This is a genomic window from Pseudomonas sp. R3-52-08, assembly GCF_003851745.1.
Taxonomy (GTDB): Bacteria; Pseudomonadota; Gammaproteobacteria; order Pseudomonadales; family Pseudomonadaceae; genus Aquipseudomonas.
The window spans coordinates 1,515,183-1,531,235 of sequence record NZ_CP027730.1 but is presented as its reverse complement, the minus strand read 5'-3'; the positions used below and the strand labels follow the sequence as shown (position 1 = coordinate 1,531,235).

The following is a 16,053-nucleotide window of genomic DNA, read 5'->3' as shown; positions in this document are numbered from 1 at the left end:
CTGAAAAAGCCACCCTAGACTCAACCTTCACCCACCCCCTGAAGGAGCAGCACGATGAAAATTCTTTTAATTGGTGCCAACGGCACGATCGGTTCAGCGGTCAAGGCAGAGCTGGCGAAGCGTCACGAGGTGATCGCCATCGGCCGCCACAGCGGCGACTTCCACGTCGATATCAGCGACAGCGCCTCGATTCGCACACTGTTCGAGCAGACCGGCACGTTCGACGCGCTGGTTTGCGCGGCGGGCAGCGTGAACTTCGTGGCGCTGGGCGACATGAACGAAACCGACTTCGAACTGGGACTGCGGGACAAGCTGATGGGCCAAGTCAACCTGCTGCTGATCGGCCGGGAGTTCGCTAATGACGGCGCGTCGTTTACCTTTACCAGCGGCATTTTGAACCGTGATCCGATTCGCACCGGCGCCTCTGCTGCGCTGGTCAACGGCGCGCTGGACGCCTTTGTCAAAGCAGCGGCAATTGAACTGCCACGCGGCTTGCGCATTAATTGCGTGAGCCCGACGGTGCTGGTGGAAGCCATGGGCAGCTATGCGCCGTATTTCCGTGGATTCAAACCGGTTGCTGGCGCTGAAGTGGCCTTGGCCTATGCAAAAAGTGTCGAAGGCTTACAGACCGGTCAGACCTTTGTCGTGGGCTGAGTTGCAGGTCTGTAAGAATCGCCTGAAGCTGGGCCGCGGGCTTGTGATGCGGCGCGAGCCTGCGTAACGTGGCGGCACTTGTCTGGAGACCGAAAATGCGTGCCGCCTCGACCCTAACGTTGCTAGCCCTGTTCCCCTTCTTCGCCGCTTGCCAGATGTTCGACAGCGAGCCCGCCAAGCTGTCTACCGCCGGGCTGACCCGCATGCAGGGTGAATTGACGGCGGTGGACGGCAAGCTGTTGTTCCAGCCCTGCAACGACCAGCGCAACTACGTGGTCAACGACACCGGTGGCACCAGCATCCTGCAGGAAGCCGCCTCGCTGGCCGGTCAGCAGGGCGCGTTGTTTGCAGATTTGCGTGGCAAGTTTTCCGGCGTTGCCAGCGGCACCCAGGGTTCGGTGGACCTGCAACAGCTGTATCGCGTCGAGCGCTCGACCTCAGCCTGTGGCGACCCGGACTTCAAGCGCATGATCCTGCGGGCAAACGGCCATAAGCCGGCCTGGGCGATGAGCGTCACGGCCAAGGGCATGGTGCTGGAGCGCGAAGGCCAACCGCCCCTGGCAGTGCCTTATGTCGAAGAGCAACTGGGTGACGGGCGCTTCAATCTGATGACCGACGCCAATAACCAGCACATCGAATTGTGGGTCGCCCCGCAGCGATGCGTCGACAGCGTGAGCGGCAGCCTGCAGCACATGACCGCCCAATTGCGTGTCAACGGCCAGGTCCAGCGTGGTTGCGCAGCCTTTGGCGGCTCGCGGGACGACTGATTGCGCCCTGCGCTGTTTTTTAACCTGACGGAAAGACGCCATTGGGGCTTATAATCGCCGGTTTGCAAAACAGCCGGCCTTCTTGCCCGCCGCCTACCGGATCCTGTCATGTTACGAATCACCGAACTCAAGCTGCCCATCGACCATCCCGAAGAAGACCTGCGGCCCGCCATCGTGCAGCGCCTGGGCATCGCCAGTGATGACCTGCTCGATTTCACCCTGTTCAAGCGCAGCTATGATGCCCGCAAGAAGTCCTCGGAGCTGTGCTTCATCTACACCGTCGACTTGAATGTAAAGGGCGAAGCCGCCCTGCTGCTCAAGTTCGCCGATGATCGCAACGTCAATCCGGCGCCGGATGTCAGTTACCACGTGGTAGGGCAGGCGCCGGAAGGCTTGGTCGAACGGCCGGTGGTGGTCGGTTTCGGCCCATGCGGCATCTTCGCCGGGCTGCTGCTGGCACAGATGGGCTTCAAGCCGATCATCCTTGAGCGTGGCAAGGAAGTACGCCAGCGCACCAAGGACACCTGGGGCCTGTGGCGCAAAAGCGTACTCAACCCTGAGTCCAACGTGCAGTTCGGCGAAGGCGGCGCCGGGACCTTCTCCGACGGCAAGCTGTACAGCCAGATCAAGGACCCGAAATTCCACGGGCGCAAGGTGCTGCATGAGTTCGTCAAGGCCGGCGCCCCGGAAGAGATTCTCTACGTCAGCAAGCCGCATATCGGCACGTTCCGTCTGACCGGCGTGGTGGAAAACATGCGCCAGCAAATCATTGCCCTGGGCGGTGAAGTGCGCTTCGAACAACGGGTCACCGACGTCCTGATCGAAGAGGGCCAGTTGAAGGGCGTGGTCATCGACGGCGCCGAGCAAATCCTCTCCAGGCATGTGATCCTCGCCCTGGGCCACAGCGCCCGCGACACCTTTCGCATGCTTCACGGCCGTGGCGTGTACATGGAGGCCAAGCCGTTCTCGGTGGGCTTCCGTATCGAGCACCCACAGTCGCTGATCGACGCCGCGCGCCTGGGCAAATACGCCGGGCACCCGAAACTCGGCGCCGCCGATTACAAGTTGGTGCACCACGCCAAGAACGGTCGCTCGGTCTACAGCTTTTGCATGTGCCCTGGCGGCACCGTGGTGGCCGCGACGTCGGAGCCCAATCGCGTCGTGACCAACGGCATGAGCCAGTATTCGCGCAATGAGCGCAACGCCAACTCAGGCATCGTGGTCGGCATCACGCCTGAGGTGGACTACCCAGGCGGCCCGCTCGCCGGTATCGAACTGCAGGAGCGTCTGGAGTCCCATGCCTACGTGCTCGGCGGCAGTAATTACGAGGCCCCGGCACAGTTGGTCGGCGATTTCATCGCAGGCCGGCCGTCCACGGCCATCGGCAGCGTAGAACCGTCCTACAAGCCTGGGGTAGCCCTGGGTGACCTGGCCCTGGCCCTGCCGGATTTCGCCATCGAAGCCATCCGCGAAGCCTTGCCGGCGTTCGAAAAGCAGATCAAAGGCTACTCGCTACACGATGCGGTCTTGACCGGTATCGAGACGCGCACCTCATCGCCGCTGCGCATTACCCGCAACGAGTCGATGCAGAGCCTCAACGTGAAAGGCTTGTTCCCGGCCGGTGAAGGCGCGGGTTATGCCGGCGGGATCCTGTCGGCAGGCGTTGACGGGATCCGGATTGCCGAGGCGTTGGCGCGGGATATGCTGGGCATCGAGGCCTGAAAACATGTGGGAGGGGGCTTGCTCCCGATGGTCATAGGTATCTACACAACTTTGTAGCAGCCTACGGTAACCACGATGCGAAGCGAGCCGCTCTTGCTTTTGATCTTGATCTCAGTCGCCCCGTTAAACCACGCTGGCCGGAATCCGATAGTGATTTGGGGGGTAAACCGGCAGGGATGCCGCTTTAGCCGCCCCGCGCCATGGATGGCGCGTGGCGGCGGCCCCCCAAATCACTGTCGGATTACGGGCACACCGAGCCTGGGCGAGGTGCCGAGTGGTGGGGCGAGGACCTTTTGGTTACTTTTGGGTCCTTCCAAAAGTGACCCGCTGCAAGAGCGGAACCGCCAGCCGCCGTTACCGCAGCAACGGATATGTACTCGCTCTGATCCAACACCCTGGTCGGCTGTCAGGCCGCCATCGGGGGCAAGCCCCCTCCCACATTTGGAACGCGAGACGTCAGTTAGAGAGGCTTCGGCTCCAGAGCCGTCACAGGTTCAGGGCCATGCTAAAGCTGTGTAGATACCTATGCCCCGATAGCAGTGGTTCAATCTGAATTTTTTGACTGACACACCGCAAGTCGGATCGTCGCACCGCCCCTCCCACATTGGGTTTGCGGGGTATCAGATATTGGCACGCAGGATGCTGGCCGGCAGTGGCTCACCCTGCTCGACACTCGCCGCAACGGCCGCAATCAACCCTTGCAACGCATAGCCCTGCGCCGCCAGCCACGCCTGATCATAATAAGTCGTGGCATAGCGCTCGCCACCATCACACAAGATCGCCACGATCGACCCCGACTCCCCCGCCGCTTTCATCTGCTGCGCAGCTACCAGGGCACCGATCAGGTTGGTCCCGCTGGAACCGCCCACGCGCCGCCCCAACCGCTCGGCCAGATAATGCATGGCTGCCAGAGACAGCGCATCCGGCACCTTGACCATCGCATCGATCACAGCGGGCAAAAACGAGGCTTCGACCCGTGGCCGGCCAATCCCTTCGATCCGTGAGCCGCAGTCCAGACGCAGGCTGGCGTCGCCGCTCAGGTAATAATCGAAAAACACCGAACGTTCGGCATCGGCACATAGCACTCGCGTGCAATGCTGGCGATAACGCACATAGCGCCCCAGGGTCGCAGTAGTGCCGCCAGTTCCGGGGCTGGAAATCAACCAGCTCGGCTCCGGGTGCTGCTCGAAACGCAACTGCTGGAAGATCGACTCGGCGATGTTGTTGTTTGCGCGCCAGTCGGTGGCGCGCTCGGCGTAGGTGAACTGGTCCATGAAGTGGCCGCCGCTTTCCTGGGCCAGGCGTTCGGATTCGGCGTAGATCTGCGTGGGATCCTGCACCAGATGGCTCTTACCACCATAAAAGGCGATTTGGGCGATCTTCTCCTGGGAAGTGGTGGCGGGCATCACGGCGATAAACGGCAGGCCGAGCAGGCGCGCAAAATAGGCTTCGGAGATCGCCGTCGAACCGCTGGAGGCCTCGATCACTGGGGCGTGCGGCTTCAGCCAGCCATTGCACAACGCGTACAGGAACAGCGAGCGCGCCAGCCGATGTTTCAGGCTGCCGGTCGGGTGGCTGGATTCGTCCTTGAAATACAACTCGATACCCGGCAAACCCGGCAATGGCAAAGGGATCAGATGGGTGTCTGCGCTGCGCTGGAAATCCGCTTCAATGATACGAATGGCTTCGCGGGCCCAGGGACGGTGATCGCTCATGAGGAGGTTTCTCTAAGAATTTCAGCCCCGATATTAGGGGGTTTCCTACACTGCACACAGATACAGTGAGAACTCAATTGGACACACAATTGCTAGGCTCAGAAACAGCGCCCGCTCTGACCGACGCTTATAACAAATAAGAATATAACTTTTGTTTTAACAACTAACGGTACGGGTTAGGGTACCCACCTATTGAACCTGGATTGGAGAGCATCCCTTGCCTCTGCGAAGCACTTTCACCCGTTTTTTCCAGCTGGAAGCCGCCAGCGGTCTGTTGTTGATTGCTGCTGCCGCGTTGGCGCTGATTATCAACAACTCACCTTTGTCGCACCTGTATGGCGCCTTTCTCGACACCCCGGTGGTGGCACAGGTTGGCGCGCTGCAAATCGCCAAGCCCGCCTTGCTGTGGATCAACGACGGCCTGATGGCCCTGTTCTTCCTGCTGATCGGCCTCGAAGTCAAACGCGAGCTGCTCGATGGTCACCTGTCCAAACCGTCCCAGGTCGTCCTTCCCGGCGCGGCGGCTATCGGCGGCATGGTCGTCCCCGCGCTCATCTACTGGGCGCTGAACAAGGATAACCCTGCAGCCCTCGCCGGCTGGGCGATCCCGATGGCCACGGATATCGCCTTTGCGCTCGGCGTCCTGGCGCTGCTGGGCAAGCGCGTGCCGGTGTCGCTGAAACTGTTCCTGATGACCCTGGCAATCATTGACGACCTGGGTGCCATCATCGTCATTGCGCTGTTCTATTCCGCTGACCTGTCCGGCGCATCCCTGGCGGGTGCAGCGGCCTGCCTGGTCGCCCTGATCGCGATGAACCGCCTGGGTGTGGTCAAGCTCGGGCCGTACCTGATCATCGGCCTGATCCTGTGGGTGTGCGTACTCAAGAGCGGCGTCCACGCCACCCTCGCTGGGGTGACCCTGGCGTTCTGCATTCCACTGCGCACCAAAAATGCCGAAACCTCGCCCCTGCTGACCCTGGAGCATGCGCTGCATCCTTGGGTGGCCTACGCCATCCTGCCGCTGTTCGCTTTCGCCAACGCCGGGGTGTCCCTCACCGGCGTCAGCCTTGAGAGTTTCACCCACCACGTGCCCATGGGCATCGCCGCCGGCCTGTTGATCGGCAAGACCATCGGTGTGTTCGGCCTTACCTGGCTGGCCATCAAGACCGGCATCGCCTCACTGCCCAGCGGTGCGAACTGGGGCCAGGTGATGGGCGTGGCGATCCTGTGCGGCATCGGCTTTACCATGAGCCTGTTTGTCGGCTCACTGGCATTTGTACCGGGGGTCAGCGAGTTCGCCGGCGAAGATCGCATGGGGATTCTGACCGGGTCGATAGTGGCGGCGTTTATTGGTTATGCGGTGACGGCAATAGCAAGTCGCAAGAAAGCCGTTATTTCATAGTTGAGGTGCCATCCAAACACCAAAAAGCCGCCTCGACCTGAATCGAGGCGGCTCCACTTCTCAGACCTTACAGGTCATCAAAGCTGTCCCGCAGGAATACCCATACGTGATAAAAACGCAGGGCATTCACCACGACGTTCCACGTACGTCGTGCAAACTTAGACATACTCGGCCCTCCTAGAGTTGGGCCTACCTCCAGCGCACTTACCGGAACACGTGAGCCTTCGAATGCTGTCATTGCGTTCCATGAGGCGGCAGGGTTGACGGGCCCTCCGCATCAATCCGGCACGGATTACTAGCCCGTGGCGGCTGGTCCAGAAAACTTGTTTTTGCTGACCCCGTCGACTCAGAGTGACGAACGTAGAACGGCCTCGATACTAGCTGAGCGGCCCGTTGAAGGTGTGACTAAGCGCAGAGTGGCCCGGAATATTTATTGCCATTTTTTTCTGACAAAAAAAGTAGCAGAAGCAACAGTCCCTCTCAGAACCGCATCTTGCGTGAAACGTCAACCGACAGTAGTATTCCGACATGTCATTGCGTTCTGTGAGCATGCAAGCCGAGCTTCATATGGCCTTGCGATAAAAAACCGCCCTACTAAGGCGGTTTTTTATTACCTGCCACTTATGCATTTTTGGAAGATCCGGCCACCAGGCAAAGAAAAACCCCAACCAGTCACCCGGTTGGGGTTTTTCTTTGCCTGTTGCCTACGCGTTTAGCGAGTAACGCGGCTGGTACCGTCGACCGTCATGATGCGCACACGGTCGCCAATGCGGAAAATTTCATTTTCCTGCACGGCTTGTACGTAGGAACGCATGCTGCCGTCGTCTTCACGAACGGTAATTTCCACGCCTTGAGTACGGGTCAGGCCTTCTTCGGTGGCCGAGCCCAGCAGGCCACCGGCTACCGCGCCGATCACAGCGGTAACGATGCTGCCACGGCCGCCGCCGATGGCGCTGCCGCCAACGCCGCCGATGACCGCACCCGCAGCACCGCCGATTGGGGTCTTGGTGCCTTCGATTTTGACCGGACGCAGGGATTCGATGGTACCCATGCGGACGGTCTGTACACGACGCGCCTCGTCACGGGAGTACGAGTCGCCGGTCAGACTCGAGGCGCAGCCACCCAACAGCAAGGACAGGGTGGTAAAGCAGGCAACTAGTAAAACGGACTTACGCATAGCATCAACTCCAAAGGACAGGTATTCATTAAACGCTGCAGCCTGGCGCCTGTCACGGCGAGCCAGGCAGAAAAGTGCTTTCATTCAGCCTGAGTACAGGCTGTCGGCACCACACAGCTCGACGAACGGTAGCTTAACCAAAACATGCCATAGCGTGGTTAGTCAGTGTAGCCATACAGCCGAAAACGCCGAAGTCTCCTGCATAAAGACTTCGGCGCAAAGGGCATGATTCAAATTAGATGACGAAAGGGGACGCTCAGGGCGCCAGACGCTCGCGCGTCCATTGGCCCGCTTGCAGCCGATAGTTAAGACGATCATGCAGGCGGCTGGCGCGGCCTTGCCAGAACTCGATGCGCTCGGGTAACAAACGATAGCCCCCCCAATGCTCGGGGCAGTCGGGCTGGGTGTCGCTGAAACGCTGTTCGGTCGCCTTGAGCAGCGCCTGCAGTTCTTCGCGATCACCAATGACCTTGCTCTGCGGCGATGCCCACGCCCCCAGGCGGCTGCCCAGCGGTCGTACCTGATAATACGCATCCGATTCTTCAGGCGTGACCTTGACCACGCGACCTTCAATGCGCACCTGACGCTCGAGGGTCGGCCAGAAAAAGGTCATTGCCGCGAATGGCCGCGCCGCCAGTTGTTCACCTTTGGCGCTCTGATAGTTGGTAAAGAAGGTAAAGCCCTGCGCATCCAGGCCCTTGAGCAACAGGATGCGACAGTGCGGCCGACCCTCCTGGTCGACCGTGGCCAGGGTCATGGCGTTGGCCTCCACCGGTGCCTGCTCGGTTTTCACCGCATCGGCGAACCATTGGTGGAACAAGGCAAACGGCTCGTCCGGGGCCTGGGCCTCGCTCAAACCGTCCCGTGTGTAGTCACGGCGCATATCGGCCAGTGCCTGGGTCATGCGGCGTTATCCTTCTGGTTCAACGGATCAGTTTTTCGCCTGGTCGTTACTCGCCGGTGCAGCAGCCTTGGCCTTGGCCGGAGCCGGTTTCTTTGCAGCCGGTTTGGCCGGGGCTTTTTTTGCGGCTTTAGCAGCTGGCTTGGCGGCGGCCTTCTTGGCTGGCGCTTTCTTCGCAGGGGCTTTTACCGCCGGGGCCGGTGCGGGAACATCCTGCACGGCAACCATTTCCGCCACAGGCGGGGTCTTGCCCGAGTTGTACTTGTTCAGCAGCGCCAACATAGTTGTACGCTGAGTGAACATGATTTCCATGCGACGATTCAGCGCACGGCCCTGGGAACTGTCGTTGGCGGCACGCGGCATCAGGTCGCCCATGCCACGCAGCATCAGGCGATCCTGCTTCAAACCGCTGAGGCTGAAAATCGAGGCAATCGACTGCGCACGTTCCTTGCTCAGCGCCTGGCTGGCCGGCGCGCTACCGGTGGCATCGACGTGGCCCAGCACCAGTACGGCGGTCTTTGGATCCGCTTCGACGGCCTTGGCGACGCGAGTGAACGGGCCCAGGGTCACCGGCAGCAGCATCGCTGGACGTTTCGGGTTGTAGGAGCCGTCCACCGGGGCAATCACTACCAGCACGTTGTCACGACGTTCCAATTGCAGGTTGCTGTCCTTGATGGCGGCACGCAGGCGCGGCTCGTAATCGTCCAACCAGGCCTGGGTGATTTTCGGATCAGGCATCGGCACGTTGGTCACATCGACCTTGGCCAGCGGCTTTGGCTTGGTATCGAACGGCCACCACCAGTGGGCTTCGGTATCGGTCTTGGCCACGACCGGAGCACCGTCCGGAGCCGGGGTTGCGGCCTTGAGGTCGGCTTTCAGGTCGGCCTTGGCCTCGGCGGCCTTTTCGTCGGCGCTCTTGGTGGAGAATGGCCACCAGCTGGAGCCTGTGTCAGCCTTGGCTGCCGGAGCAGGCGCTGCGGCAGCGGCAACAGGCGCGGCATCCTTGGCGCCGGCAGCGGGCTTGGCGTCCGGCTTGGCGTCGGTTTGGGTCACTGCGTCCTTGGTAGCAGCCTTATCGGTCCCAAATGACCACCAGTGCCCACCTTCGGCATCATTCTGTGGTGTTTGTGCACAGCCGGTAATAGTGAGGCACAGCGCCAGTGCCAAGGACTTGTTCGATAACATGAGATATCCACAAAATGAGAAAAAAACCAGGGGGGCCAGGTGCCCCGTTAAACCGACGCTTAAAGAACATTGAAGTTACATCATTGCGTTCAGCGTCTTCTTATACGTGTCTTTGTAACAAAAAATTGTGAAACAGCAAGGGGTTTATAGACAACCGGCCAATATTCCGACCAACTTCTGCGCACGTGGGTCCATAAGTACATAGGGCCCCAGGGTATTAGTCACGAAACCGAACGCTACATCATGCTCAGGGTCGGCAAATCCTACCGAGCCCCCTGCCCCGGGATGCCCAAAGGCGTGCGGGCCAAGGCCGAATGTCGCATTGGGCAACTGCGGTTGGTCCAACATGCAACCCAGGCCGAAACGGGTTTGGGTCAATAAGGTTTTATCCGGGCCAATACTGTGTTCACGGGTCAATTGTTCGAGCATGTCGCTTTCGAGCAAACTACCGTCCAATAAACCGCTATAAAACCCGGCCAGGCTCCGTGCATTCCCGTGACCATTTGCCGCCGGTTGCTGCATACGCCGCCACTCGGGTTTATTAGTGCTGGTCAGAATAGACGGTGGGTTGGCAAATGCACGGGTAGTCATGGCCGTGGGTTCACGCATCATTACTTGAAGTAACCGTTGTGCCGCGGCATCGCCCATATTGCCTTTGCTGCGAGCTATATGGGCGACACGATAAAATTCTTCGTCCGCCAGGCCGACGTGAAAATCCAATCCCAATGGCCGCGCCACCCGAGCCACAATGGACTCTCCGGGCCCGCGCCCGTCAGCACGGCGCAGCAGCTCACCGACCAGCCAGCCATAAGTGATCGCCTCGTAGCCGTGACCCTGGCCGGGTGTCCACCACGGCGCTTCGGCCGCCAGGGTATCGACCATCAGTTGCCAGTCGTACAGGGCTTCGGCGGGCAGCATCTCGCGGATCGCCGGCAACCCGGCCTGGTGGCAGAGCAACTGGCGCAGGGTGATGGATTCCTTGCCCGCCGCCGCGAATTCCGGCCAGTACTCGGCCACGGGCGCGTCCAGCTTCAGCTTGCCTTCGGCCACCAGTTGCAGCGCAGCGACCGCAGTAAAGGTCTTGGTGCAAGAGAACAGGTTGACGATCGTGTCGCTGTGCCAGGCTTCGGCGCCGTCCTTGTCGGCGGTGCCGGCCCACAGGTCGACGACCGTCTCGCCGCCGACTTGGATGCAAAGCCCGGCACCGCGCTCCTGAGGGTCATCGAACAATGCGGCGAACGCTTCACGTACCGCTTCGAACTGGAGCTCGTAATGACCCTGAATCTGCACCTGAGCGACCTCGAAAAACATCATGAAAAGTGGCCGACATTGTTCCAGCCATTAGGGGTTTTGTGAACCCATCAACGACGAATCAATGCCCATTTGCGGAGTGCCCGCCGGCGTGCCCGGCGCCCTGGCCTGCGTCTTTGCCGGCCTGGCCTGCCCGGCCGCCCTCGCTCTCGCGTGCCGCGCCGGCCGCCTTGGCCTTTTCGGCCGCCTTACCCAACTGGTCGACCGCCGCGAGATTGCTTTTGCGCACGCTGTCGACAAAGCCCTGAAAGGGCACGTCGGTAATGCCAACGAGGCCGAAGTGGCCGTTTTCACCGTCCAGCAAACGCCCGGTCACCGGCTGGTCCAGGTACTGGAACCAGTGCACGCCGACAATCGACGGCTCCGCCATGGCTTGCTTGAGGAAGGCCGCGTACGCCGCGCCACGCTCTTCTTCGGCGGCCAATTGGGTGACGCCGCCCCAGAACGGGCCACGGTCGGTCGAGCCAAAATTGAATTCGGTGATCAGTACCGGCTTGTCGAGTGCACGCAGGGCGGCGAAGTCATAACCGTCCTGGGGCTTGAGGGTGTACATGTTGAAGCTCAGCACATCGCAGTACTGGGCACAGGCTGCCACGGCTTCGGGGGTGCTCACCGCATAACGCCCACCCAGCAGCAACTGGTTGGGCGCGTGCCATTTCAGCGAATCGGAGATGGTCTTGAAGTAGGCGTCGGCGAAGGTCTTCTGGAAATACTTGAAGTCAGCCTCGATTTCGGGATGCTCCGGGTCAGGCATCGGCGGCTCGAAGCCAGGGTCTTCCATCAGTTCCCAGCCGGCCAGGTGGATGCCCCAGGCTTTCGACAGGCCTTCTTCATTGCGGTATTTGTCGCGCAGTTGCTTGAGGAAGGCACGCTTGGCCGGTACGTCGGTGGTCATGCGCAGGGTGCCGTAGGCCAGGGCGTAACGGGATTTTGCATCGCCGCCAGGGCCGGCCCAGGCCAGTTCGTTGTCGGCAAAGAAGCCGATCAGCCACGGGTCGTCGCGATGATCGCGAGCGGCAATGGCCACGGCGCGTTCAGTGGCCATGGCAAAACGTGGGTCGAACGGGTCAGGCATGCCGCCCCACCAGTCGGTGCCGGTGCTGATGCTGGCGTAGTCACCCACAATCGACAGCGGCAAGGTGTAGGGCACGCGGTCGGCCGTGGCCAGGTCCGGATCGCTCCAGTTGCCGACGGTGTTGAAGCCCCAGGCTTGCAGGCGATCAAGGGTGTGGGTCACCCAGCGCTTCTGGTCGAAACCGTCGGTGCCGGTTTCAGTGCCATAGGTGCGCTGCAGATTGGCGCCATAAAAATCATACCAACGCCCTGCGCCAAAACCACGCCCCTCGCCCGCGCCGTTGCCGGTGCGGTTATCGCCGCTGCCGTAATACTTGTCGAAGGGCTCGCCGGCCTTGGGCAGCGCCGCAAACATCCACTCACGCCCGGCCACGTAGGTCTGGCTGTTGTCCGGGGCCACGGTGTTGACACCCAGCGAGTAGAACGGATGGCCTTGCGGTGTGACCAGATACCAGCGACCGTCGCGCTTTTCAGTGCGGAAGAAGCCGCTGGCGTCGAACGCCGGGCCCTTGTTCCAGCCGCCGTACTGATCCAGGGAGGATTTGTCCCGCTCGGCAAGCCACACCTTCAGTTGTTGTTGCTCCTTGGCCGCCGCAGCCTTGAGCTGCTCGTCGTTGCTGACTTTTTCCGGCCAGCGCGCGCGGGTGGACTGGCCGTAAGCGTCCACCAGTTCGCTGTAGGCAGCTTTCATCACCGGCTCGCTGTCCTGCACGCCAAAGCGCTCCAGCAGGATGCTTTGGGCGGCATTCGGTTTGATCATCGACAGCGTCACCGACACCACCTGGCTGCGGTCGATGTCCCCGGCGCTGGCAGCCAGCAACACACGCTGGCCGTCCACCGTCATCGGCATCGGCGGGCCGGCCTTCATGCCCTGGCTCAGCGGCGAGTGGGCTTGCAGCGGCACCAGCAAGGTCTGGGCCGGGCCGGCCGGCAAGTCGATGCGGCTGAACAGGGTTTTACCGTCGGCACTTTGTACCTTTACGTAGAGGGTCAACGCCCAGTTCATGGCGCTCTGGATACGCAGGCTCATGGCGCCCGATTGCGACCAGTCCCACACGCCCGTTTGCGGGCTGAGCACCAGGCTCGGCTCGGCCGCCGGGTTGAAGGTGATGCGGCGCAGCACCTCGCCTTCGGGGGTTTGTTCGGCGTTGTATTGCGGCAGGCTGGCGTCCTGGGTCGCCACCTTGACCACATCGGCGGGCCGGACGAAGTTGAACAGAGTTTGTTGCCCGGCCGGTGCGGCCATCAAGGGCGCAGCGAACAGCAGGGCAAAAAGAGCGGGCAGCGTGCGAATCATACGAACAAGGTTCTCCCAAACGGCCGATGGCTGGCCTGATGACATACAGTGAGATAGACCACGCAGTGGACGAATTCGCCCACGGTGGCTTAAGAAATTTCGCGCCTGAACGGCGGCAAGGCATTCAGGATGGCCTTGCCATAGCGCTGGGTGACCAGGCGGCGATCGAGCAAAGTGATGGTGCCCCGGTCCTGCTCGGTGCGCAGCAAGCGCCCGCAGGCCTGCACCAGCTTCAGGGAAGCGTCGGGCACCGAGATTTCCATGAACGGGTTGCCGCCTCGGGCCTCGATCCATTCGGCCAGCGCGGCTTCGACCGGATCGTCCGGCACCGAGAACGGGATCTTGGCGATCACCACGTGTTCGCAGTAGGCGCCGGGCAAGTCCACGCCCTCGGCAAAGCTCGCCAGGCCGAACAACACGCTGGAATCACCGCCATCGACCCGCGCCTTGTGCTTGTTCAAGGTTTCCTGCTTGGACAGGTTGCCCTGGATAAACACCTGTTTACGCCAGTCGCGATCAAGGCCGTCAAACACGTCCTGCATCTGCTTGCGCGACGAAAACAGCACCAGGGTGCCCCGCGAGCCTTCCACCAATCCGGGCAGGTCGCGGATGATCGCCGCCGTGTGCGCCGGCGCGTCCCTTGGGTCGGCCTTGAGGTCGGGCACCCGCAGCACGCCGGCGTCGGCGTGGTGGAACGGGCTCGGCACCACCGCAGTGACGGCCTTTTTCGGCAGGCCGGCGCGCATGCGGAAGCGGTCGAAGGTGCCAAGGGCGGTCAGCGTGGCCGACGTCACCAGACAGCCGTAGGCCACGTTCCACAGGTTGCGGCGCAGCATTTCGGCGGCCAGGATCGGGCTGGCGTTGACCTCGATATCGAACAGTGCACCGCTTTCCGACAAGGTCAGCCAACGCGCCATGGGCGGGTTGTCTTCCGGGTCTTCGACGGTAAAGGCGGTCCACAACTCCCAGTTGCCCTGGGCGCGGGACAGCAGGCTACCGAACAGCGGGTACCACTCTTCGGCCTGGTTGCTGGCGATGCCGATATTGACCTCGCCATCCATACCTTCCTTGAGCAAGTCCGTAAGACGGGTGAACAGGTCGGTCAGGCGTGAAAAGCCTTTTTTCAGTTCAATGCCCATTTCGCGCATATGCTCGGGAATCATCCCGCCAACAAACCGGTGACGCGGCCGCTCACGGCCTTCCACGTCTTCGCCGGGCTTGAAATCGGCCACCTGCTCGCAGGCGCTGAACATGAACTGCTGCTGGGTCTTGATCTCCCGAGCCAGCTCGGGCACCTGTTCGATCAGCTTGCCCAGGTCACCGGGCAGCGGATGCTGGGCCAGCAGCTTGGTGAGGTTCTTGGCGGTGGTTTCCAGCCAGTCGGCGGTAGAGCGCAGGCGCGTGTAATGGGCGAAGTGGCCGATGGCCTTGTCCGGCAGGTGATGGCCTTCGTCGAACACGTACAGGGTGTCGCGCGGGTCCGGCAGTACGGCGCCGCCGCCCAGGGCCAGGTCGGCCAGCACCATATCGTGGTTGGTGACGATCACATCAACCTTGCCCATACCTTCGCGGGCCTTGTAGAAGGCGCACTGGCCGAAGTTGGGGCAATGGCGGTTGGTGCACTGGCTGTGGTCGGTGGTCAGGCGCGCCCAGTCGGAATCCTCCAGGGCGGTGGGCCAGCTGTCGCGATCACCGTCCCATTTATTGCCCGCGAGTTTCTCGATCATGCTGGTGAACAGCTTCTGGCTGGCCTCATCGACCTCGATCTTGAAGCCTTCTTCTTCGAACAGCGAGGCCGTAGCGGTCTGCGCGTGGCCTTCCTGCAGCAAAACATCGAGCTTGGACAGGCACATGTAGCGGCCACGCCCCTTGGCCAGGGCAAAGGTAAAACTCAAGCCGCTATTGCGCATCAGGTCAGGCAGGTCTTTGTAGACAATCTGCTCCTGCAGTGCGACGGTCGCCGTAGCGATCACCAGGCGCTTGCCTGCGGCCTTGGCGGTGGGGATCGCAGCCAGGCTGTAGGCCACGGTCTTGCCGGTGCCGGTGCCGGCCTCGACGGCCACGACCGCCGGTTCGCCCGCACGGCGCCCCTCGTCGTCAGTGTCGATATCCCCGAGGACTTTCGCCACTTCGGCGATCATCAGGCGTTGGCCGTAGCGCGGTTTCAAGCTCTTGGCTTCGAGAAAACGCGTATAGGCGCCCTGGATCGTAGTTTTGAGTTCAGTGCTGATCATGGATAGTCGGGCGCAAAAACGCTGGATAAATTTTCAGTGGTTCGGATCGGCCGCTATCATACCCCGCTAATTAATCCCGCGCAGAACGGAGTACCACAATGACCGCGTTTAGCCTCGCTTACACCCTGCATGTATTGGCCGCCCTGATCTGGGTCGGCGGTATGTTTTTCGCCTGGATGATCCTGCGCCCCGCCGCCATGGCGGCCCTTGAGGGCCCTGCCCGGCTGAAGCTGTGGGCAAATGTGTTTCAACGTTTTTTTGTATGGGTGTGGGTGGCGGTGCTGATTTTGCCGATCAGCGGCGTCGGCCTGCTGCACCTGCGCTTCAACGGCTTTGAAACCGCACCGCGTTATGTGCAAGTGATGATGGGCTTGTACCTGGTGATGACGGCGCTGTTTGTTCGCATCCAGGCATTGAAGTTTCCGGCGCTGAAGGCGGCGGTGGCGGCTGAGGACTGGCCGGCGGGCGCGGCGGCGCTGGGGCAGATTCGCAAACTAGTGGGCGTTAACTTGATTGTGGGGTTGGTGGTGGTGGCGATTGCTTCGGCTCGGCCAATGTTCTAAGCACAGCGCCAAGCTTCAAGCCTGAAGCTGCAAGCTTTGAACTTGCAGCTT

General features: G+C 61.3%; 12 protein-coding genes. 5 read left to right on the top strand and 7 right to left on the bottom strand.

Going from position 1 to position 16,053, the window contains the following annotated elements; genetic code table 11:
• Positions 1–54 precede the first annotated feature (54 nt).
• The 3 genes from C4J91_RS06970 (at position 55) to C4J91_RS06960 (ending at position 3,143) form a co-directional block, all read left to right on the top strand.
• Positions 55–654, top strand: a complete 600-nt coding sequence (locus C4J91_RS06970) for a short chain dehydrogenase (protein WP_124361651.1) — start codon at positions 55–57, stop codon at positions 652–654.
• Positions 655–749: 95 nt separating this feature from the next.
• The gene (locus tag C4J91_RS06965; RefSeq protein WP_124361650.1) at positions 750–1,421 is read left to right on the top strand and encodes a COG3650 family protein; all 672 of its coding nucleotides are present in this window, start codon (positions 750–752) and stop codon (positions 1,419–1,421) included.
• Positions 1,422–1,529: 108 nt separating this feature from the next.
• Complete coding sequence (locus C4J91_RS06960) at positions 1,530–3,143, top strand: NAD(P)/FAD-dependent oxidoreductase (protein WP_124361649.1); 1,614 nt, start codon at positions 1,530–1,532, stop codon at positions 3,141–3,143.
• Between the two features lie 620 nt (positions 3,144–3,763).
• Here the strand turns inward: C4J91_RS06960 and C4J91_RS06950 are convergent.
• Positions 3,764–4,858, bottom strand: a complete 1,095-nt coding sequence (locus tag C4J91_RS06950) for a PLP-dependent cysteine synthase family protein (RefSeq protein ID WP_124361648.1) — start codon at positions 4,856–4,858, stop codon at positions 3,764–3,766.
• Positions 4,859–5,075: 217 nt separating this feature from the next.
• Between C4J91_RS06950 and nhaA the strand changes: the two genes are divergently transcribed.
• Positions 5,076–6,260: a Na+/H+ antiporter NhaA gene (nhaA, locus tag C4J91_RS06945; RefSeq protein WP_124361647.1), complete on the top strand. Its 1,185-nt coding sequence runs from the start codon at positions 5,076–5,078 to the stop codon at positions 6,258–6,260.
• 712 nt (positions 6,261–6,972) lie between these two features.
• Here nhaA and C4J91_RS06940 read toward each other — a convergent pair.
• From C4J91_RS06940 to dinG, 6 genes are all read right to left on the bottom strand, one after another.
• The gene (locus tag C4J91_RS06940; protein WP_065886131.1) at positions 6,973–7,437 is read right to left on the bottom strand and encodes a glycine zipper 2TM domain-containing protein; all 465 of its coding nucleotides are present in this window, start codon (positions 7,435–7,437) and stop codon (positions 6,973–6,975) included.
• A 256-nt stretch (positions 7,438–7,693) separates the two neighbouring features.
• Positions 7,694–8,341 (bottom strand): pyridoxamine 5'-phosphate oxidase, encoded by a 648-nt coding sequence (gene pdxH / locus C4J91_RS06935; RefSeq protein ID WP_124361646.1) that lies wholly within the window; start codon positions 8,339–8,341, stop codon positions 7,694–7,696.
• A gap of 27 nt (positions 8,342–8,368) precedes the next feature.
• Entirely contained in the window at positions 8,369–9,523 is a 1,155-nt protein-coding gene (locus C4J91_RS06930) for an OmpA family protein (protein ID WP_124361645.1), read from the bottom strand.
• 144 nt (positions 9,524–9,667) lie between these two features.
• Entirely contained in the window at positions 9,668–10,813 is a 1,146-nt protein-coding gene (locus C4J91_RS06925; protein ID WP_124365118.1) for a serine hydrolase domain-containing protein, read from the bottom strand.
• 82 nt (positions 10,814–10,895) lie between these two features.
• Positions 10,896–13,205, bottom strand: a complete 2,310-nt coding sequence (locus tag C4J91_RS06920; protein ID WP_124361644.1) for a beta-galactosidase — start codon at positions 13,203–13,205, stop codon at positions 10,896–10,898.
• 89 nt (positions 13,206–13,294) lie between these two features.
• Positions 13,295–15,439 (bottom strand): ATP-dependent DNA helicase DinG, encoded by a 2,145-nt coding sequence (dinG, locus tag C4J91_RS06915; protein WP_124361643.1) that lies wholly within the window; start codon positions 15,437–15,439, stop codon positions 13,295–13,297.
• Positions 15,440–15,537: 98 nt separating this feature from the next.
• On the opposite strand from dinG, the gene C4J91_RS06910 reads away from it, so the two are divergent.
• On the top strand, positions 15,538–16,002 hold the full coding sequence (locus C4J91_RS06910; protein WP_124361642.1) for a CopD family protein: 465 nt from the start codon (positions 15,538–15,540) through the stop codon (positions 16,000–16,002).
• Positions 16,003–16,053: the final 51 nt, after the last annotated feature.